We start from the raw sequence: 20,160 nt of genomic DNA, 5'->3' as shown, positions 1-20,160 counted from the left end.
TTCGCACTGCGGTGCGAGCTTGCTTGGGGCGGCCCGGCGCGGCGCTCATGCAGCCTTCCCCATCAACCCGCGCGGCTTGAACGCCAGCGCGACCACCATGATCACGAAGGTGAAGACCACGCTGTAGGTCGGCGCATAGGCCAGCCCGAACTGCTCGGCCAGCCCGATCAGCAGCGCGCCGATGGCGGCACCGACCACGCTGCCCATGCCGCCGACGATCACCACCACCAGCGAGGCCAGCAGGTAGCGCGTGTCCTCGCCCGGCGAGATCGAGAGCGCCGTACCGCCGACCACGCCGGCCAGGCCCGCGAGGCCGGCGCCGATCGCGAAGGTCAGCGCGAACACCAGCTGCACGTTGACGCCCGAGGCGGCCAGCATGCCGCGGTCGTCGACGCCGGCGCGGATCATCATGCCGATGCGCGTGCGCGCCAGCAGCAGCCACAGGCCCACGCCGATCAGCACCGAGGCCAGCAGCACCACCAGCCGGTAGGTCGGGAACTTCTCGACCAGCGGCAGCGTGGTCGAGCCGTAGATCCACGAGGGCGGATCGAAGGTGTAGATCTCGGCGCCCCAGATCCACAGCATCAGGTCGGCGAACACGATCGACAGGCCGATGGTCACCAGCGTCTGGCGCAGGTCCTGGCCCTGCATGTGGCGGAACACCAGCAGCTGCATCAGCAGGCCCAGCACCGCGGCCGCGAGGAAGCCCGCCATCACCGCGAGCACCCAGGAGCCGGTGTGCTCGCCGACGAACCAGCCCACGTAGGCACCGAACAGGTAGAGCGAGCCGTGCGCGAGGTTCACGTTGCGCATCAGCCCGAACACCAGCGTGAAGCCGCTGGCCACGAGGAAGTAGAGCGAGGCCAGCGTGAGGCCGTTGAGCAGGGTCTTGAAGAACAGCGAGGCGTTGTCGGCCACGGCCCAGACCGCGAACACCGCGATCGGCACGCCGAGCACCAGCCACAGGGCCCAGCGCGTGAGGGCGGCGCGCGTCATGCGGCGCGCTCCCAGCCCCGGTCCCAGCCGCGCTCGGAGGCGATCGCCGGTGCCTTGGCGAACTCGCCGTCCTTCATCACGGCCAGGATGCGCTTGGCATCGCGCAGGATCGAGAGGTTGGCCAGCGGATCGCCGTCGACCAGCATCAGGTCGGCGAGGTAGCCTTCCTTGACGAGGCCGAGCTCGTCGGGCCGCATCATGATCTGGCCGCCATACAGCGTGGTCGAGCGGATCGCCTCCATCGGCGTGAAGCCCAGGTACTTGACGAAGAACTCGAGGTCGCGCGCGTTCTGCGTGTGCGGCGTGAAGGCGAAGCCGTAGTCGCCGCCGGGCAGCACGCGGATGCCGCGCTTGTGCATCTTGGCGAGCGAGACGCAGGCCGCGTCCCATTCGATCTGGTAGCCCATGTCGGCCGCCATCTGATAGGTCACGCCGTAGGGCTCGGCCTCGTGCAGCATGGCGTAGAGGATGGCGATGCCGGGCGCGACGAAGACGCGGTCCTTCGCGGCCTCGAGCATGTCGAGCGCCTCCTCGTCGACGAAGCTCGCGTGATAGATCAGGTCGATGCCGTGGCGCAGCGCCTGCTTCACGCTCTCCGACGAGCGCGCATGCGCCACGCCGCGCTTGCCGCGGATCTTGACCTCGCGCATCGCCGCGGCCACTTCCTCGTCGAGCATCCATGTGGTTTCGGAGGGCGACTGCGGCGTGAAGTTGTCGCCCGAGAGATTGAGCTTGATCGAGTCGACGCCGTACTTGAGGAACAGGCGCACCGCCTTGCGCATCTCGTCGGCGCCCGAGATGTTCACGCCGAAGCTGAACTCGGGAAAGGGCAGGTGCGGCAGCGTCTCGTCGCCCAGGCCGCCGAGCACCGTGATCTCCTGGCTCGCCGCGAGGTAGCGCGGCCCCGGGATCTGGCCCGCGTTGATCGCGTTGCGGATCACCACGTCGAGCCGCGGCTTGGCGCAGGCCGCGCCCACGCAGGAGGTGAAGCCGGCCTCGAGGTAGCGCTTCGCGACCTTGGCGCACCACAGCACGTGTTCCTCGAGCGGCATGGTCTGGATCGCCGCGAGCGTGGCGGCGTCGTTCCACGAGAAGTGCGTGTGGGCCTCGCACATGCCGGGCATGAGCGTGGCGCCCGCGCCGTCGATCACGGTGGCGCCGCCGGGCGCGATCGGCGCGGTGCTGCGGCCGACCTGGCGGATGCGGTTGCCGCGCACCAGCACGCTGCCGCTGTAGGGGTTCTGCCCCGTGCCGTCGAGGATGCGCACGTTGGTGAAGACGACGTCGGCCATGCGGTGCTCCGGTCGGGGTTCGGAAGGCCTAGGCGGCCCAGCGGGTGGGAGGGGCGACGCGCAGGCCCTGCGCCTGGCGCAGCGGCGGGGCGCGGTGGAACTCGCCGTCCTTCATGACGGCCAGGATGCGCGACTTGTCCTGCAGCACCGTGATGTCGGCCAGCGGATCGCCGTCGACGAGCAGGATGTCGGCCAGGTAGCCCTCGCGGATGTAGCCCAGCACCTTGCCCATGCGCATCATCGGACCGCCCCAGGCGGTGGCCGACAGCAGCGCCTCCATGGTGCTCATGCCCACGTACTTCACGAAGTACTCGAGGTCCTTGGCATTGGTGCCGTGCGGTGTCCAGGCGAAGCCGTAGTCGCCGCCCGGCAGGATGCGGATGCCGCGCTTGCGCATCGCGCGCATGCTCTCCACCGCGGCATCGAGCTCGCGGTGATAGCCCATCTTCGTGGTGACTTCCTTCGTCAGGCCCCACTGGCTCGCGTGGTGGCAGGTGTTGATCAGCCACGCGAGGCCGGGCGCGATGAAGTGCTCCATCTTGTGCGCCTCGAGCAGGTCGAGCGCCTCGTTGTCGGTGAAGCTCGCGTGGTAGATCACCTCGATGCCGTGCTTCACGCACTGCTTGATCGACCAGGTCGAGCGCGCATGCGCGGCCACGCGCTTGCCCCAGGCCTTGGCCTCCTCCACGCAGACGCGGATCTCCTCCTCGGTGAACTGGCTCATCTCGCTGGGCATGCCGGTGATCGACTCGCCCGAGAGATTTATCTTGAGCGAATCGACGCCGTACTTGGCGAACATGCGCACGCAGCGGCGCATCTCCTCGGCGCCGCTGACCACCGCGCCGAAGGCGAACTCGGGCTGCGGCAGGTGCGGCTGCGTGGTGTCGCCGAGCCCGCCGGGCACCGTGATCTCCTGGCTCGCGGCCAGGTAGCGCGGGCCGACGATGGTGCCGTCGTTGATGGCGTTGCGGATCACCACGTCGAGCCGCGGCTTGGCGGTGGCGGCGCCCACGCAACTGGTCCAGCCCATGTCGAGGTAACGCTTCGCGACCTCGGCGCACCACAGGATGTGCTCCTCGGGCGGCATGCGCTGGATCGCGTCGAGGCTGGGCTGGTCGTTCCACGAGAAATGCGTGTGGGCCTCGACCATGCCGGGCATCAGGAAGGCGCCCGCGCCGTCGATGACCTGGGCGCCATGCACGGGCGCGGAGCGCGCGCCGTGCGAGGTCTTCACGACGCGCGCGATGCGGTTGCCCTGCACCAGCACGTCGCCGGTGAAGGGCGCCTCGCCGCCGCCGTCGAAGATGCGGACGTTGGTGAACAGCACGTCGGCCACGGTCAGCTCCTCGCCTGCGCCGCCAGGAATTCGCGCAACTCGCGCTGGCACTCGTCGGGGCGCTCGACGGGTGTCCAATGGCCGCACTTCGGCAGCACCACCACGCGCTTGCTGGCGGCTCGGTGCAGCCGGTCGGCCATGGCGCGCACGGCCTGCGGCGGCGCCACGCCGTCCTCGTCGCCGGTCACCAGCAGCACCGCGGCCTCGATGTTCTCCACCGCCGCGGGCTGCGCGCCGGCCAGGGCCTCGCAGCTGCGCGCATAGGCTTCGCCTTCCTGCCGCATCAGGCTCTCGCGCACGAAGGCCACCGCCACCGGCAGCCGCTGGCGCGTGTCGGCCGAGATCGCGCCCTGCAGCAGCGCCTGCGTGATCTCGTGCATGCCCACCGCGCCGCCGCGCGCCTTGTCGGCGCGGGCCTTCATCGCGGTGCGCGCCGCGTCGGGCGGCGCGATCAGCGGGCCGAACAGCGCGAGGCTCGCCACGCACTTCGGATGGGCCGCGGCGATGTGCTGGCAGACGATGGTGCCCATCGAATGGCCGACCCAGTGCGCGCGCTGGATGCCCAGGCGCTCGCAGACCGACAGCACGGTCTCGACGTAGCGCTCGATCGTGAGCGGCCCTTCGGCGCGCTGCGAGCGGCCGCTGCCGGGCAGGTCGATGCGCACCACGCGATGGCGCGCCAGCGCGGGCATCAGCGGCGTGTAGGTGTTCGAGCTGCCGCCCAGGCCATGCACGCAGACGACCACCGGGCCTTCGCCCTCGTCCTCCACCGCGATGCGGTCGATGAGCTGGAAGCTCATGCCAGCGCCTCGAAGCGGTTCTCGATGACGCCGATGCCGTCGATCTCGATGCGCACCGTGTCGCCCCGGCCCAGCCATTGCGGCGGGTTCAGGCCCATGCCCACGCCCGAGGGCGTGCCGGTGGCGATCACGTCGCCCGGATGCAGCGTGATGCCGCGCGAGCAGGTCTCGATCAGCGTCGGGATGTCGAAGATCATGTCGCGCGTCAGGCCGTCCTGGCGCAGTGCGCCGTTGACCCAGCCGCGCACGCGTGTGGCGCGGCCGTCCATCTCGTCGGCCGTCACGATCCACGGGCCCATCGGGCAGAAGGTGTCGAAGCTCTTGCCGAGGTCCCACTGCTGGTGGCGCATCTGCACGTCGCGCGCCGTGACGTCGTTGACGATGGTGTAGCCGAACACGTGCTCCATCGCCTGCGAGCGCGGGATGTCGCGCCCGCCGCGGCCGATGATCACCGCGAGTTCGGATTCGTAGTCGATCTGCACCGACACCGAGGACCTCGGCAGCCGCACCGGGTCGTGCGGCCCGATCACGCATTCGCCGAGCTTGCCGAACACGATCGGCCACGGATCGCTCTCGGGCATGCTGCTGCGGAACACCGAGCCCGCGAGTTCGGCCGCATGCGCGCGGTAGTTGCGACCGACGCAGAACAGGCCGCGCAGCGGGCGCGGCAGCGGGGCGCGCAGGGTGATCACCTCGACCGGCAGCCGCGTGCCCGAGGGCTGCGGCAGCGGCTCGTTGCGTGCCAGCGCCTCGATCAGCGGCAGCACGCCGCGCGAGGCGTCGCCCACCGCCAACGGCGTGGCTTCCCGGCCGTCGGCCGAGATCGTGCCCGCATGGTTGCGGCCACCCCAACTCCAGCTTGCGAAGCGCATCGACTTTGTCTCCATATGGCCCCGAGGTCGTCGCGCTGTGCGCCGATCGCCTCGGTGGCTCCGGAAGTCATCTAGGGATTTTTGAGACTTGCGTCTCAAATCTGGGTGCGCGGATCATACGAGCCGTGTCACCATCTCCACAAGACGACTTCCGCATTTCCGAACCCCGTACAAACCCGATGGCAAGACTCAAGCACACACCGAGCGAGGCGCCGCGCGCGCCGGAACGCGGCGTTCGCGCCGCCACCTTCCGCCAGCTGCTGCAGGCCGCGATGGACATCATTCGATTGAAGGGCCACATCCCCTCGGTGGCCGAAGCGGCGGCGCGATCGAACGTGTCGCGCGCCACCGCCTACCGCTACTTCCCGAGCCGCAGCGCGCTGGTCACCGCGGTGGTCGACAGCTCGCTGGGCCCGGTGCGCCAGATGGCGTCGGACAACCCGAACGGCCGCGAGCGGCTGCACGAGCTGTTCTGCCAGACCTTCCCGCGCTTCAAGGAATTCGAGGCACCGATGCGCGCCGCGGCGCAGCTCTCGCTCGAGCAGTGGGGCCTCGAGCGCGCGGGCCTGCTGGCCGAGGAACCGTACCGGCGCGGTCATCGCGTGCGCATCCTCGAGCACGCGCTCGAGCCGATGTCGCCGCTCTTGAGCCCGCGCATGCGCGACCGGCTGCACCATGCCCTCTCGATCGTCTACGGCATCGAGCCCTACGTGGTGCTCAAGGACATCTGGGGCCTCGAGGACCGCGAGGTCGAACGCACGGCGCTGTGGATGGCCGATGCGCTGGTCGATGCGGCGCTGCGCGACTCGGCGGCGAAGCGCGCGGCGGCCGAGGCGGCGGCCGCGTCGACACCGCCGCCTGCGCCCGAATGGCTCGATGCGCAGTACAACAACCGCGCGCGCATTCCCGAACACCCGTCGATCCTGAAGTACTGGGCCGATGCATCGGCGCAGGCGCTGCAGCGGCCCGAATGGATTCGCGACCTGGCCTACGGCGACGACGAGAGCGAGCGGCTCGACATCCTGCCGGCCGCATCGGGTGCCGGGAAGGCGCCCGTCTTCGTCTACATCCACGGCGGCTACTGGCGCGCGCTCGACAAACGCGACCATGCCTTCCTCGCGCCGCCGCTGGCCGATGCCGGCGCCACCTTCGTGCAGCTCAACTACGCGCTGTGCCCGGCGGTCGACATCGAGCACATCGCGCGGCAGATGACACAGGCGCTGGCCTGGGTGCATCGCAACATCGCGGCGCATGGCGGCGATCCAGCGCGCATCGTCGTCTCTGGCCATTCGGCCGGCGGCCACCTCGCCACCATGCTGCTGGCCTGCGACTGGCAACGGGTCGGGCCCGACCTGCCGCGCGACCTCGTCAAGTCGGCGCTGCCGATCTCGGGCGTCTACGAGCTCGAGCCCTTGCGGCACGCGCCCTTCCTCGCGGCCGACATCGGGCTGACCGAGGCCTCGGCGCTGCGGCTGAGCCCGGCCGCCATGCCCGCGCCGAAGCAGGGCACCCTGGTGACCGTGGTCGGCGGCGACGAGAGCGAGGAGTTCCACCGCCAGGCCGAGCTGATCGCCAGCGCCTGGGGCCCCCGCGTGGTGGTGGGCGCCGAGCGGCCCGCGAACCGCAACCACATGAGCGTGCTGGCCGATCTCGCGGACCCCGCATCGGGCACGCACCGGCAGGCGCTGGGCCTGCTCGGGCTCGCCGATCCGGCGCGCTGAGTTCGACCTGCGCGGGGCACGCGGCATGGCGAGGGGTTTCGAAGCCCCACGCCCTGGCGCGCCCACGTCCGACAAGCCCCCCGGGGTGCTGGCGTCGTACAAGTTGCTCACTCTCTTTTCATCTTCATCCCAGGAGCAACCGGTGAGCGACGACAAGAAGCCCAACCCTCTTCTCAATGCGGTGTCCAACGTCGTGGCGGCACTGCGCGCGGACGACGACCAGATCGCGGTGGCAAAGGCCTACGACGCGCTGGAGCCCCAGGCGATCGAGAAGCTCACGCCGCAGGAGGCGCGCCGGCAGCCCACGCCGGCCGATGCCGTGAAGAAGCTGCTCGAGCAGCAGAATCGTTCGGCGGTGCCCGAGGCGCTGGTGCCGGGCGTGACCACGCGCGAGCTCACGGTCGATGGCGCCACCGGGCCGTTGGCCGCCACGCTCTACACGCCCGCGGGGCAGGGGCCCTTTCCCGTCGTCCTGTACTTCCACGGCGGTGGCTGGGTGATCGCGAACCGACAGGTGTACGACGGCGGCGCGCGCGGGCTGGCCGCGGCCGCGCAGGCGATGGTGCTGTCGGTCGACTACCGGCTCGCGCCCGAGCACAAGTTTCCGGCCGCATGGGACGACGCGCTCGCGGCCTACCGCTGGCTGATCGAGCACGCGGCCTCGCTGGGCGGCGACGCTTCGCGCCTCGCGCTCGCGGGCGAATCGGCCGGCGGCAATCTCGCAGTGGCCACGGCGGTCGCCGCGCGCGACGCCGGCCTGCGCGCGCCGCGCCACGTGCTGTCGGTCTATCCCGTCACGCAGACCAGCCGCAACACCGAGTCCTACCTCGAGAACGCGATCGCCAAGCCGCTCAACCGCGCGATGATGGACTGGTTCTTCACCCACGTGACGCGCAGCGAGAAGGACCTCGATGACCCGCGGCTGTCGCTGGTCGATGCGCCGCTCGCGGGCCTGGCGCCCGTCACCATCGTCAATGCCAGGCTCGATCCGCTGCGCAGCGACGGCGCGAAGCTCGAGAGCGCCCTGCTCGAGGCCGGCGTGGAGGTCGCGCGCAAGGAGTACGAGGGCGTGGCGCACGAGTTCTTCGGCGCCGCGGCGGTGCTCGAGAAGGCCAGGGACGCGCAGGCCTTCGCGGGCGAGCGGCTGCGGCGATCGTTCGCGCTCTGAGCGCCCGCAACTCACACGACTGCGAGCACACCATGAGCTTGACCGGCTACCTCGTCGAGGACAACCCCCTGATTCGCGACAGCCTGATCGCGACGCTGGAAGAACTCGCGCCCGTGCACATGGTCGGCACCGCCGAGACCCAGGCCGAGGCCGTGGCCTGGCTGCACGATGCCGATGGCCAATGGGACGTGGCCGTGGTCGATCTCTTCCTGCGCCACGGCACCGGCTTCGGCGTGCTCATGGGCTGCAGGGATCGCCTGCCGCGCCAGCGCATGGTGATCTTCTCGAACTTCGCGACCAAAGACATGCGCGAGCGCGCGCTGCTGCTGGGCGCCGATGCGGTGTTCGACAAGTCGACGGAGATCGAGGGCCTGCTGCGCTTTCTCGAGGAGACCGAGCGCGCGGTCGACCGGTCCTGACGCGGCGCGCTACAGCGCCTGGATGTCGGGCAGCACCCAGGAGCGGTCGAAGTAGGCCGCGAGTGGGCCGAAGAGACGGAAATAGACGTACCAGGAATGCCCGGGCGTGGTGGGGATCCAGTTCTTCTCGAGGCCCGGCGCAGGCGTCGGACCCAGCACGATGTCGACCGACCCGTCGGCGTTCTTCGCCAGGTCCTGGCGCGAGGAGCGGTCGACGATCTGCTGCGCGTTCTGGACCAGGCCGCGGGTCTGCGTGTCGTACAGCGTGACCGACCAGAACAGCCTGGCGGGCACGTCCGCCGGCACGCGCAGGCGGTAGCTGCGCGCGCCGTCGAACGGAGCGGCCTTCGCGTCGTAGTAGGCGGCGAGATAGGCCGCGCCGACGCCGGGCGTTCGCGTCAGCACGGCCGCCGAGGTGCCGGTGACTTCGTAGAAGAAGGCCGTGCGCTCCTCGAACAGCGTGCCGCCGGGCACGTCCTGCGCGTTGTCGAAGCCGGGCGCGATCAGGTATTCCCAGTGGGTGTCGGGCCGATAGCGCATGCCGGGGATGCGCTTGCGGAAGGCGATGGCCTTGGCCGTGGCCTCGCCCACGATCGCGGCCTTCTCCAGCACGGCCTGTTGCCGGGCATCGGGCGCGAAGGGGCGATCGAAATTGATGCCGAGCGGCGCGAGCAGGGCGGCGAAGAAGCGGTCGCGATCCTCCACGGGCTCTCCCCGCAGCGCGTTCGCCAGCCGTTGCCAGTAGGCGAGGCCCCGCGGATGCGCCATGCTCGTCAGTTCGCCCTCGGGCTTGAAGCGCAGCAGGCGCGTCCTTGCCGCGGCAGGCTGCTGGCCGGGCGGATGGACGCGCAGGGCCGAGAAGACCGTTTCCACCTGCGCCAGGTCGGCATCGAGTCCGCGGCAGAACAGCAGGACCTTGAAAGTGCGCGATCGCAGCAGGTGCGCGCCGGCCGGCAGCTCGCCCGGCGCCTGCTGCCCCGGACCGAGCAGCACGAACACGGCGCCTCGGCCCGCATCGGGCCCGGTCATGCCGACATCGCACAGGGGACGGTCCCACCAGTCGATCAGCGAGCCCGCGGTCGCGCCCGGCGGATAGTGCAGCACCAGCGGTTGCCGCGAAAGATCGAAGAAGGCGAAGACATAGGGCGTGGTGACGTTCGAGCCGAGCATCGCGCTGACGTCGCGGTGGCCCGACACCCGCACGAAGTCGCCGCTGCGGGCGCCCGCGTTGTCGACCAGCATCTGCCGCGCGCTTTCCATGCCGACGATCGGGATGGCCCAGAGATAGCTCATCACGGCGCTCTGGTGGTCGAGCGCCTGGTAGAGGTCGTCCACGGTGCGCGCCGTGGGCATGCCGAGCTCGAACTCGAGCGCTCCGGCCTGCGCGTCGACCGCGGCGCGCGTGCCCGCGCCCTGGCCGGTGCCCGCGGCCGTGGGTTTCGAACTCAGCAGCGCCAGGGTCGTGGCCAGCTTGAAGGCGCCTCGTCGATTCAATGCCATGAACATCGGTCCTCGAAAGCTTGCAGCCTGTGTCAGTCGGGAAAACGCAGCACGGCCTTGATGGTCCGGCCCTGCTCGCCGTCTTCCACGGCCTCGTTGATCTGGTCGAAGGCATAGAACCGGATCAGCTTGTCGAAGGGGAAGCGCCCCTGCCGAAACAACTCGACCAGCTTCGGGATGAACAGGTCCGGCACCGAGTCGCCTTCGCAGATGCCGCGGATCTTGCGGCCCAGCAGCAGGCCCCAGGTGTCGAGGCCGATCTCGCTGCCGAAGGCGGGTGCGCCGATCATGCCGCACTCGCCCATGATCTGGATCGAATCGACGGCCTGGCGCAGGGCCGTGAGGTTGCCCGAGGTCTCGAGCGAGAACTGCGTGCCGCCGCCGCCGGTGATCTCCTGGATGCGCCGCACCGGATCGGTGGTTCGCGGGTTGACGACGTGGGTGGCGCCGAGCTCGAGCGCGAACTGCAGGCGCGCCTCGTTCGGGTCGACGCAGATGCGGATCGCGCAGCCGGTCACGTTGGCCGCGAGCAGCGCCGAGAGGCCGACCGATCCCGCGCCGTAGATGGCGATCGAATCGCCGGCCTGCGGGCGCAGCGAGTTGATGACCGCGCCCGCGCCGGTCTGCACGCCGCAGCCCAGGGGGCCCATGATCTCGAGCGGCACGTCCGACGGGATCTTCACCACGCTGCGCTCGGTGCCCAGGGCGTAGGTCGCGAACGAGGACTGGTTGAAGAAGGCCCCGTGCACGACGTCGCCGCCCTTGTGCATGGTGGGCGTTCCGTCCATGCGCGCGAAGCCGAAGTTGGCCTTGAAGAAGTGCCGGCAGTACATGGGCTTGCCGGTCTGGCAGGTGTCGCAGTGGCCGCAGAAGTTGCAGCTCATCACGACGTGATCACCGGGTTTCAGCTTGCTCACGCGGCTGCCGACCTGTTCGACGATGCCCGCGCCCTCGTGGCCGTACACCGCGGGGAAGGGCGCCGGCACCACCTGGTCCCGCGGCAGGGTGTCGGTGTGGCAGACGCCGCAGCTCTTCATGCGGATGAGCACCTCGTCGTCGCGTGGCGCCTCCAGTTCGATGTCCTCGAGGGTGAACTTGCCACCCTTCTCGCGCATGACGGCGGCTGTGATCTGCATGGGATGACCTCTTTGGATGTAGGGAGTGGGGAGGGCGGAGTGCTGCGTGCCGCGGGCTCAGGCCCTGGGGGCGAACCACGGGGCCGCCACCTGGGTCTGGATCGTCACGGCCTTGAGGTGCGTGTACATGTTGAGCGTCTCGTGGCAGTACTCGCTGCCGATCCCGCTCTCCTTGAAGCCGCCGAAGGGCGAGCCGCTCGCGAGGTTGAAGTAGTGGTTGATCCACACCGAGCCGGCCTGCAGCCGGTCGGCCGTGTCCCAGGCGTTGCGCAGGTTGCTGGTGTAGAGGCCGGCGGCCAGGCCGTAGCGCACGCCGTTGGCCTCCTCGATCATCCGGTCGTGGTCCTTCCAGCGGATCACGCTGAGCACCGGGCCGAAGATCTCCTCCTGCGCGATGCGCATGCTGTTGTCGGCCTCGAACACGGTCGGCGCGATGAAGTGGCCGTGGGCCTGCCCCTCGACGTCGATGCGCTGGCCGCCGGTCATCAGGCGCGCGCCCTCGGCCTTGCCGATGTCGATGTAGTTCATCACGCGCTGGCCCTGCTCGGGCGACACGAGGTTCGAGAGCACGGTGTCGGCCGCGAGCGCCGCGCCGACACGCACGCGCTCCATGCCGGCGACGAGGCGGTCCATCACGGCGTCGTAGACCGCGTCGTGCACGAACAGCCGGGTGCCCGCGAGGCAGGACTGGCCGTTGCAGTACAGGGTCGCGAACATCGCGTTGTCGACCACCGCGTCGATGTCCTCGATGTCGGGAAAGATGATGTTCGGGCTCTTGCCGCCCAGTTCCAGCGACACCGGAACCAGCCGGTCGGCGCCGGCGCGCGAGATGATCCGCCCGACCTCGCTGCTGCCCGTGAAGGCCAGCTTCGCCACGCCGGGGTGCGCGGTCAGTGCGGCGCCCGCCTCCTCGCCGAAGCCGGGCACGATGTTGATGACGCCGGGCGGAAAGATCTTCGCGATGTGCCGGCACAGCTCCAGCGTGCTGAGCGAGGCGTTCTCGTCGGGCTTCAGCACCACCGTGTTGCCCGCCGCGATCGCGGGGGCGATCTTGAAGGCCGCCATGATCGCGGGCACGTTCCACGGAATGATCTGGCCGCACACGCCATAGGGCTCGCGCCTGGCGACCAGGTAGCCGCCGGGAATCGGGCGACCGAATCCCTCGTGCGTGAGGGCCGCGGCCGCGAAGTAGCGGTACTGCGAGATCGCGAACTGGTGATCGAGGCCGGTCTCGAACAGGCGCCGGCCGATGTCGATCGAATCGATGCGAGCGAGGCGCTGCTGGTCGGCTTCCACGGCCGCCGCCAGCTTCAGCAGCAGGGCCGAGCGCTCCTCGGGCGCGGTGGCGCGCCAGGCCGGGAAGGCCCTGGCGGCGGCCCGCACGGCCGCATCGACCTCGGCCGCGCCGCAGCGCGCGATGCGCGCGACCTGCTCGCCCGTGCCCGAATGCCGCGCCTCGAAGGTCGGGCCGTCGACCGGCTGGAACGCGTTGTCGATGAAGGCACCGTAGGTTTCGGAAAGACCGAGGTCGTGGATCGAGCTCATCAAGGGACTCCTGTGCATGGATGGATGGGGGCGCGACCGGCCTGTGGGGCACGGTCGGCTCGGCTGGCGCCAGTCTTCAGGAAGACGCGCCGCGCCGCGATCCGGAATGCGAAGCGCTATCCGCGATGCGCAGGACGAGGGCTCCGGGCGTTCCCGCATCGCGTCGCTCAGCGAGGGAGCGCGAGGGAACGCACCCCTAGAATGCGGGCCCGGCGGCAGCATGCAGAAGCTGTCGCGCCGTCTGTGGAAGGGGCGACCATGCACTATCGGACCCATGATCTCGACGAAGCCATCCACGCCGTGGGCGCCGTGTACTGCCCGCACGAGCTCCACCTGGATCGCCGGGCCAAGGCCCTGGACACCCGGCTGAGCGCGACCGAGGCGAGGCCGCTGGCGCTGGTCCAGCTCGCCTACGGCGCGCGCGTGGAGGTCGACGCGGGCGAGTTCCCCGGCCTGTTCCTGTTCATGCGCTGCACCGCGGGCGAAGGCTCCGTGTCGCAGGGCAACCGCAGCGCCACCTGGCGCGCCGGCACGACGATCCCCGTATCGGCGGGCCGGCCGACCCGCTTCGATTTCGGCGCCAGCTTCGAGCAGATCACCTTCCGGCCCGACACGGCGACGCTGGAGGCGTGCTGCGCCAGCCTCGTCGGCCGCCCGCTCGACGACGGGCTGAAGTTCGACCCCGTGCCGTTCACGCCGGAGCTCGAGCGTTCATGGTCCGGCGTGTGGGACCTGGTCGACACCTTGCCCGCGGCGCTGCCGGCCCCGGCGTACCGTTCGCTCGAGCAGTTCGTTCTCATGTCCCTGCTGCACGGGCATCCGCACAACTACACCGGCTGGATGCGCGGAGAGCGGCCGGCATCGCGGCCCGTGCGCCTCGCGGGCCTGGCCGAGGCGCTCATTCACGACCGCATCGCGGACCTGTCGCTGACGGTGTCCGACATCGCCTCGTCGCTGGGCGTGGGCGTGCGTGCCTTGCAGCTGGCGTTCCAGGCGCACCGGGGGATGACGCCGACGGCCTACCTGCGGCAGATCCGCCTCGCGCAGGTGCGCGAGCGATTGCTGGACGGCGCGGACGACGACACGGTGACGGACATCGCGTTCGCCCACGGCTTCTTTCATCTGAGCCGCCTCGCGCAGCAGTACAAGGCGCAATTCGGCGAGGCGCCATCCGACACCCTGCGCGCGCGCCATCGCCGGACGGCATGATGGGCGCATGCCTCGTTCCAACCCGTCATCCATGCCAGAACCCGTTTTCCGCCAGGCCCTTCCTTCCGATGCCGAACGCTGCTACGCGATAGAGATCGGCGCCTACGAGGGCGACGAAGCCGCCACCCTGGCCAAGATCCGCACGCGCATCGACCAGTACCCGCAGGGCTTCCTCGTCATGGAGCTCGAGGGGCAGCTCATCGGCTTCATCAACAGCGGGTGCGCGCACGAGGTCGTGATGTCGGACGAGGCCTTCAAGGAGCTGGTCGGCCACGACGCCGCGGCGCCCAATGTCGTGATCATGTCCGTGGTCATCGATCCCCTGTTCCAGGGACGCGGGTACGCCAGCGTGATGATGAAGACCTTCGTCGACCGGATGCGGCAGGCGGGCAAGCAAACGATCCACCTGATGTGCAAGGAGCGCCACGTGGCGCTCTATGCGCGGCAGGGGTACGGCTATGTGAGGCCTTCGCCGTCCGACCATGGCGGGATGTCCTGGCACGAGATGTTGATGGTGCTCTAGCGGGCACCATCAGCGCGCCGCGGGCTCTCAGCCTTCGTTGGTCGGAGGCAGGAAGCAGAAGGCCATCGGCGTGTCCTTCTGGTAGTCCAGCGCCACGCCGTAGCAGTCCTCGGTGTGGTCGATCTCGACGCCGATCACCGTGGGCACGTACGAATCGGTATTGACGATCGGCACATCGCTGGCCTGGTACTTGTTCTGGATGAAGAAGTAGCCGAGTTCCTCGGTCGACACCAGGTTCCACAACTGGCGATCCCGGATGTCGTCCTGCCGCGCCTGGACCGTGACCCTGGAGGCCGCGCCGGTGTCGTCGCCCGCCAGCGTCATGACGAAGTTCGTGCCCATGGCGGTCTTCAGGTACCACCATCCCGGGGCCTCGACCGAGGGCACGAATTCCCAGAGCTGGTTCTTCACATCGGGGTCGGCCATGGACTTCTTGCCGTAGGCGATCACCTGCGCGCCGGCTTGGAAGGACGCGTCCTTCACATCGAGCACGCGGACGATGCTGCCCTTGTGCCGGATGAAGAACAGCGCGCCCTTGACGGGCGTGGTCTGGCTGGCCTTGGGCGGGGTCGCGGCCTTGGGTGTCGCGGCGGCAGGGCTCTTCGCAACGGGTCGGGACGTGGTGCCCGTCGTCACCACGTTCTTGCTCCAGTAGTTCTCGATCAACGCCAGGGCGTCGGTGATGTCCACGGTCTGGCCGTGGCGCTGCAGCAGCGAGATCGCCTGGGTATTGGTCGAGTTCTCGGGGATGAAGCAGGGCAGCCGCGGATTGATGTTGACGTAGCGATCGCCCAGCAGCATCTTGGCGATGTGGGGCATGAGCTCCGACGAGGTCCCGTTCAGGCTGAGGTCGAGCACGGGCGACGACCGCTTCTGGTTCATGAGGAACGGCGTGATGTTGTCGAAGGGATTGCCGTCCCCTTCCATCCATTGCTGGGCGCCCCAGTCGTGGGTGTCGCTCTGCAGCCAATAGGGCATGTAGCCCGTGCCGATCGTGATGGCCGCGATCTGGTCGAGGGCGTAGCCGCTGCGCACCGCGAGCGCGATCGCCGCCACCGTCGGGTCGTGGTTGAAGAAGGCGCCATCGACATTCCCGTCGAGGGACCCCAGCTGCCCCGGCATGGCGCCGCTGGACGTCGCGGCCACCGCGATGGGGGTGTCGCCGTTGCCGTCGAGGCCGTCCAGCCGGTCCCGGTCGCTGCCGAGCATGTTCGTGAACATCATCGGCTTCCACGGCGTGGGCATCATCTTGTTGTCGCGGTCGGGTTCGACCTGGCCGACGTTGAACGAGACGAGCAGGACGTCCTTGCGCGCGTCGGCGATCTTCGTGTCGAAGTGGATGGCCTTCTGGCTGCCCAGCACCTTGTCGATCGAGTAGGCGGGCGTCCTCGGGTCGGGGTTCATGGCGTTGTAGAAGTTCAGTTCATCGCCGGTGAACATGTCGATCAGGTCCTTCGGCGTCTTGTGCCCGAGCAATTCGCTCGAGATGATCGCGCCGGTCGAGCAGCCGGCGAACATTCTCGTTTCGTCCAGCAGCGCCTTGTTGGCGTCGTACAGGCGCTGGAGGATGGTGGCGGAAAGCAGGCCGCGGATGCCGCCGCCGACGAACGAGATAATTGTGTAATGGCCGGGAAGAGTCGACATTGCGAAAGCTCCTTCAGATGAGTTGACCCCATGCGGGGAGTCGCAGTGTCGAGTGCCGCTATTGCAATTGCACCTTACTTTTTCTTGCAGTGGCCGGCCGGTGCCATTACGTCGAATCCTTATTAAGCCTATTGTCTAGCTACGGATTCCGGTGTGGGATTATTGAAGATTTCCGGGATTCGAGAGTTGATCATGCGCAATTGCGAAGGATCGGGATCGACTTGGAAGAATTGGACTGAATACTTCCAGCTTCTTCTGCTCATCATCCGATTCCGCGATCGATGGGGTCTCATGGGCCTCGGAAAAAAGAGGGCCTACTGCGGTTGTGGCCGAAGCCGGTAACGCCCATTGAAAGACAGAGCGTCTCTCCGGTGAACCACGGGATTCTCATAGTGCAGGTCGACGGTCATTGATGATCCGTCAAATGAAACCTGGCCCGAATACATGTTGCGACGGCCGTCGACGAGCAATTCATTGCCCGGCACGGTGCCCTCCAGTCGTGGCAGGAAAAGGAGCAGGTTGGTGTTCATCGTTCCAGCGAAGAGGGCCGAAATGGGGTCATGGGTCATCTTGTTGCGGCGCCCTGTCAGCTCGACCACATAGGAGCTGCCGTTGTACCTGTACAGTGCCGTTGAATTGTTCGTCGCGCATCCAGGCAGGGCCATCAGACTCAGAAGGAACAAGAAGCCAAACAGCGTTCTTATGTGCAGCGTGTTCCCGCGAAATCCAGAAAGGAGATGCATTTTTCAATTCCTGAATGGTGGTGGAGAGCAGGGTACACCGGGCAGGCAAAGCTGATCGAATACCTGTTTCGCCACGCATTCGCTGCTTTAAAGCGTCGCCCCTTGAAAGGCATCGACCAGAAAGTCGACCATCACCCGCACCTTCGCGCTGAGATGGCGACGGCTGGCGTAGATCGCCAGGATGTCGATGGGGGGCATGTGATAGCCCGGCATGACTTCGACCAGTCGACCGGCTTTCACGTCATCGCCGAGCACGAAGCTCGGCTGCCAGATGACGCCGGCGCCGGCAAGTGCCGCGGCGCGCGCGGTCTGGCCGTTGTTCGCCCGTAGCGCCCAGCGCACGCGAACCGATTCCAGCGACCCGCCGGGGCCGGCGAACTGCCACTCGTCGGAGGTCGCGCCGTAGGTGTAGCCCAGGCACAGGTGCCGCGACAGGTCCGCGGGCACCTCGGGCATGCCATGCCTCGCCAGGTAGTCGGGCGAGGCGCACACGAGGTTCTGCGAGCGCCCCAGGTTGCGCGCGATGTGATTGCCCGAGGTGGTCCGCGAGATGCGGATCGCGAGGTCGTAGCCCTCCTCGACGATGTCGACCACGCGGTCGATGAGCGCGATGTCGAGTTCGACATCGGGGTACTTCGCCATGAACTTCGGCCACAGCGGTGCCAGCACGAGGCTGCCGAAACTCAGCGGCGCATTGAGGCGCAGCCGCCCGCGCGGCTGCAGCGACGCGGTGGTCGCGAGCGCCTCGGTCTCCGCCACCTCCTCGAGGATCGACTTCGCCCGGTCGAACAGGGCTTCGCCGCCCTCGGTGAGCGACAGGCGGCGCGAGGTGCGGTTGATCAGCCGCGTGCGCAGGTGGGCTTCGAGCTCGTTGACGTAGCGCGTCACGTTGGCCGGTGAGGTATCGAGCGCATCGGCCGCCTTGACGAAGCTGCCGCGCGCGACCACGGTCACGAACACCTCGTACGCACGCAATCGGTCCATGGCCCCGGGCTCCAATCATTCATAAAAGCTGAATGAGTAAACCACTTTTGGGGCCTTTCTGGAAGTGAAGCTGAATCATAAATTCGCTTCACCCCCAAAACAGACCGAAAGGCCCAGACATGAACACCCCCCATCCCGCCCCCACCCGCCGCGCGCTGATCGCCGGCGCCGCCGCATTCGGCGCCGCGCTGAGCTTCGGCCCCGTGGTGCACGCCGCGCCCACCGTTGATGCGGTGCCAGGCTTTCGCGCAGGCAGCGCCGAGGTGAACGGCACCCGCATCGACTACCGCATCGGCGGCACCGGGCCGGCCATCGTGCTGCTGCACGGCTATGCCGAGACCGGCCACATGTGGAACCCGCTGATGCCGCTGCTGGCCAAGACGCACACCGTGCTCGTGCCCGACCTGCGCGGCGCGGGCAACTCATCGAAGCCCGAGAGCGGCTACGGCAAGAAGAACATGGCCGTCGACATCCACGAGCTCGTCAAGTCGCTCGGCATCCGCAACGTGAGCATCGTCGGCCACGACATCGGCCTGATGGTGGCCTACGCCTATGCCGCGCAGTTCCCTTCGGAGACCGACAAGGTGGTGCTCATGGACGCCTTCCTGCCCGGCATCGGCCAATGGCAGAACGTCTGGCTGCTGCGCGACCTCTGGCACTTCCATTTCCACGGCGCGACCCCGCTGGCGCTGGTGCACGGACGCGAGCGCATCTACTTCGAGCATTTCTGGAACGACTTCGCGGCCGACCCCAAGCGCTCGGTGCCCGAGGCCGATCGCCGCTTCTATGCCAAGGCCTATGCGCAGCCCGGCGGCATGCGCGCCGGCTTCGAATACTTCAAGGCCTTCGAGCAGGACGCGGCCGAGTTCGCCGAATTGGGCAAGACGCCGCTGCCCATGCCGATGCTGGTGCTCTCCGGGGAAAAAGCCGGTGGCACCTTCCTGATCGAACAGGGCAAGATGGTCGCGACCAACGTGCAGGGCGTGATCGTCAAGGGATCCGGCCACTGGCTGATGGAGGAGGCGCCCGACCAGGTCATTCCCGCGCTGGTCAATTTCCTGGGCTGACAGGAAACCCGTCTCGTCATCGACACAAGGAGCATCGACATGGATCTTCAACTGAAGGGCAAGCTGGCCCTGGTCAGCGGCAGCACGGCCGGCATCGGCTATGCGATCGCGCACACGCTGGCCCAGGAGGGCGCCGGCGTCATCGTCAACGGCCGGTCGCAGGCCGCGGTCGACGAGGCGGTGGAGCGCATCCGCTCGCAGACGCAGGGCACGGTGGTCGGCTACGCCGGCGATCTCAGCCGCGCCGACGCCGCCGAGGAACTCGTGCGCCGCCATCCCGGCATCGGCATCCTCGTCAACAACCTCGGCATCTTCGAGGCCAAGGCCTTCGAGGACATTCCAGATGAGGACTGGCTGCGCTTCTTCGACGTCAACGTGCTGAGCGGCGTGCGCCTCGCGCGCCTGGTGCTGCCGGAGATGAAGCGGGCGAACTGGGGCAGGATCATCTTCATCTCGAGCGAAAGCGCGGTGCAGATACCGACCGAGATGATCCACTACGGCGTGACGAAGACCGCGCAGCTCGCGGTGTCGCGCGGGCTCGCGGAATCGGCCGCCGGCACGAACATCACGGTGAACAGCGTGCTGCCCGGACCGACGAAATCGCGCGGCGTCGGCGATTTCGTCGAGGGCATGGCGCGCTCGAGCAGCAAGAGCTTCGAGCAGGTCGAGGCGGAGTTCTTCGACCATGTTCGCCCGACCTCGCTGATCAAGCGTTTTGCTTCGCCGCAGGAGGTGGCCTCGCTCGTGGCCTATGTGGCGAGTCCGCTCGCGTCGGCGACCACGGGCGCGGCGCTTCGCGTGGATGGGGGCGTGGTCAAGAGCGCCTTCTGAGCTCGCTGGCGCGGGGCGCTCCTCGAGGCCGTCTTTGGTATCGTGCGGTCGAATCGCAGGGCGGTGTACGCCGCCTGGCGATGCGGGCTCGACACCCGACAACGGGCTCAACGATCGCGAGGAGACGCGCAATGGTGGTGCGGCAGTGGTGAGCGAGCACGCAGCGACATGGCCGCCGATCCGCATCGGGCGCCTTCGGCGTGCGTCGTGTGTGGCCGCGGTGACTGAGTGCGGGATCGTAGCAACGAACATCGATCGGATGGCGCTGCACGATCGGTGTTGGCCTACCGTGAGAAGCGGAACCCGCGGCCAGGTCTGCAGCTCACCCAGATGACGGCGCTGAGCAGGCCCAGCGATGCGATGGCCAACGCGAA

18 protein-coding genes are annotated in these 20,160 nt (G+C 68.4%); 7 read left to right on the top strand and 11 right to left on the bottom strand.

The genetic code is table 11. The annotated features are described in order from the left end of the window. Nucleotides 1–45: 45 nt before the first annotated feature. The 5 genes from R0232_RS37410 to R0232_RS37390 are packed head-to-tail and all read right to left on the bottom strand — an operon-like array spanning nucleotide 46 to nucleotide 5,296. Entirely contained in the window at nucleotides 46–996 is a 951-nt protein-coding gene (locus R0232_RS37410) for a branched-chain amino acid ABC transporter permease (RefSeq protein ID WP_208512424.1), read from the bottom strand. Then, nucleotides 993–2,288 (bottom strand): metal-dependent hydrolase family protein, encoded by a 1,296-nt coding sequence (locus R0232_RS37405; protein ID WP_093352490.1) that lies wholly within the window; start codon nucleotides 2,286–2,288, stop codon nucleotides 993–995. The genes R0232_RS37410 and R0232_RS37405 overlap by 4 nt, the downstream gene beginning before the upstream one ends. A 28-nt stretch (nucleotides 2,289–2,316) precedes the next feature. Next, the gene (locus R0232_RS37400; RefSeq protein WP_431514259.1) at nucleotides 2,317–3,624 is read right to left on the bottom strand and encodes an amidohydrolase family protein; all 1,308 of its coding nucleotides are present in this window, start codon (nucleotides 3,622–3,624) and stop codon (nucleotides 2,317–2,319) included. Between the two features lie 2 nt (nucleotides 3,625–3,626). Beyond that, nucleotides 3,627–4,424: an alpha/beta fold hydrolase gene (locus tag R0232_RS37395; RefSeq protein WP_431514258.1), complete on the bottom strand. Its 798-nt coding sequence runs from the start codon at nucleotides 4,422–4,424 to the stop codon at nucleotides 3,627–3,629. Beyond that, entirely contained in the window at nucleotides 4,421–5,296 is an 876-nt protein-coding gene (locus R0232_RS37390) for a fumarylacetoacetate hydrolase family protein (protein ID WP_093352675.1), read from the bottom strand. Before R0232_RS37390 ends, R0232_RS37395 begins: the two co-directional genes overlap by 4 nt. Before the next feature lie 179 nt (nucleotides 5,297–5,475). On the opposite strand from R0232_RS37390, the gene R0232_RS37385 reads away from it, so the two are divergent. The 3 genes from R0232_RS37385 (at nucleotide 5,476) to R0232_RS37375 (ending at nucleotide 8,604) form a co-directional block, all read left to right on the top strand. Further along, nucleotides 5,476–7,017: an alpha/beta hydrolase fold domain-containing protein gene (locus R0232_RS37385; protein ID WP_281078491.1), complete on the top strand. Its 1,542-nt coding sequence runs from the start codon at nucleotides 5,476–5,478 to the stop codon at nucleotides 7,015–7,017. 142 nt (nucleotides 7,018–7,159) lie between these two features. Continuing rightward, the gene (locus tag R0232_RS37380; RefSeq protein ID WP_431514257.1) at nucleotides 7,160–8,185 is read left to right on the top strand and encodes an alpha/beta hydrolase; all 1,026 of its coding nucleotides are present in this window, start codon (nucleotides 7,160–7,162) and stop codon (nucleotides 8,183–8,185) included. Nucleotides 8,186–8,217: 32 nt separating this feature from the next. Further along, nucleotides 8,218–8,604, top strand: coding sequence for a response regulator (locus R0232_RS37375; RefSeq protein WP_431514256.1), 387 nt, complete (start codon nucleotides 8,218–8,220; stop codon nucleotides 8,602–8,604). A 9-nt stretch (nucleotides 8,605–8,613) separates the two neighbouring features. Here the strand turns inward: R0232_RS37375 and R0232_RS37370 are convergent, their stop codons facing one another. From R0232_RS37370 to R0232_RS37360, 3 genes are read right to left on the bottom strand one after another with little or no spacing between them, the layout of a single operon-like run. Then, the gene (locus R0232_RS37370) at nucleotides 8,614–10,104 is read right to left on the bottom strand and encodes a DUF1214 domain-containing protein (RefSeq protein WP_431514255.1); all 1,491 of its coding nucleotides are present in this window, start codon (nucleotides 10,102–10,104) and stop codon (nucleotides 8,614–8,616) included. Nucleotides 10,105–10,136: 32 nt separating this feature from the next. Further along, nucleotides 10,137–11,240 (bottom strand): NAD(P)-dependent alcohol dehydrogenase, encoded by a 1,104-nt coding sequence (locus R0232_RS37365; RefSeq protein WP_431514254.1) that lies wholly within the window; start codon nucleotides 11,238–11,240, stop codon nucleotides 10,137–10,139. 57 nt (nucleotides 11,241–11,297) lie between these two features. Then, nucleotides 11,298–12,785, bottom strand: a complete 1,488-nt coding sequence (locus R0232_RS37360) for an aldehyde dehydrogenase family protein (RefSeq protein ID WP_431514253.1) — start codon at nucleotides 12,783–12,785, stop codon at nucleotides 11,298–11,300. Nucleotides 12,786–13,043: 258 nt separating this feature from the next. Between R0232_RS37360 and R0232_RS37355 the strand changes: the two genes are divergently transcribed. Both R0232_RS37355 and R0232_RS37350 read left to right on the top strand, forming a co-directional pair. Beyond that, nucleotides 13,044–13,994, top strand: coding sequence for an AraC family transcriptional regulator (locus R0232_RS37355; protein ID WP_431514252.1), 951 nt, complete (start codon nucleotides 13,044–13,046; stop codon nucleotides 13,992–13,994). Between the two features lie 31 nt (nucleotides 13,995–14,025). Next, complete coding sequence (locus R0232_RS37350) at nucleotides 14,026–14,517, top strand: GNAT family N-acetyltransferase (protein ID WP_431514251.1); 492 nt, start codon at nucleotides 14,026–14,028, stop codon at nucleotides 14,515–14,517. A 27-nt stretch (nucleotides 14,518–14,544) separates the two neighbouring features. On the opposite strand, the gene R0232_RS37345 is transcribed toward R0232_RS37350, so the two are convergent. The 3 genes from R0232_RS37345 to R0232_RS37335 all read right to left on the bottom strand — a co-directional run bounded on the left by R0232_RS37345 (nucleotide 14,545) and on the right by R0232_RS37335 (nucleotide 17,888). Further along, nucleotides 14,545–16,161, bottom strand: coding sequence for a patatin-like phospholipase family protein (locus R0232_RS37345; protein WP_431514250.1), 1,617 nt, complete (start codon nucleotides 16,159–16,161; stop codon nucleotides 14,545–14,547). Nucleotides 16,162–16,475: 314 nt separating this feature from the next. Continuing rightward, nucleotides 16,476–16,904 (bottom strand): hypothetical protein, encoded by a 429-nt coding sequence (locus R0232_RS37340; protein ID WP_431514249.1) that lies wholly within the window; start codon nucleotides 16,902–16,904, stop codon nucleotides 16,476–16,478. Between the two features lie 87 nt (nucleotides 16,905–16,991). Next, the gene (locus R0232_RS37335) at nucleotides 16,992–17,888 is read right to left on the bottom strand and encodes a LysR family transcriptional regulator (protein ID WP_398491310.1); all 897 of its coding nucleotides are present in this window, start codon (nucleotides 17,886–17,888) and stop codon (nucleotides 16,992–16,994) included. Nucleotides 17,889–18,007: 119 nt separating this feature from the next. Between R0232_RS37335 and R0232_RS37330 the strand changes: the two genes are divergently transcribed. Together R0232_RS37330 and R0232_RS37325 are read left to right on the top strand one after the other, a co-directional pair. Beyond that, nucleotides 18,008–18,955: an alpha/beta fold hydrolase gene (locus tag R0232_RS37330; RefSeq protein ID WP_431514248.1), complete on the top strand. Its 948-nt coding sequence runs from the start codon at nucleotides 18,008–18,010 to the stop codon at nucleotides 18,953–18,955. 39 nt (nucleotides 18,956–18,994) lie between these two features. Beyond that, nucleotides 18,995–19,786: an SDR family NAD(P)-dependent oxidoreductase gene (locus R0232_RS37325; RefSeq protein ID WP_431514247.1), complete on the top strand. Its 792-nt coding sequence runs from the start codon at nucleotides 18,995–18,997 to the stop codon at nucleotides 19,784–19,786. The last annotated feature ends 374 nt before the right edge of the window (nucleotides 19,787–20,160 follow it).

Origin of the sequence: Variovorax sp. DAIF25, from assembly GCF_050711835.1 — a bacterium.
In the GTDB taxonomy this organism is placed as follows: Bacteria; Pseudomonadota; Gammaproteobacteria; order Burkholderiales; family Burkholderiaceae_C; genus Variovorax.
The sequence above is the reverse complement of the archived record's forward strand: the minus strand, read 5'-3'. Positions and strand labels throughout refer to the sequence as shown.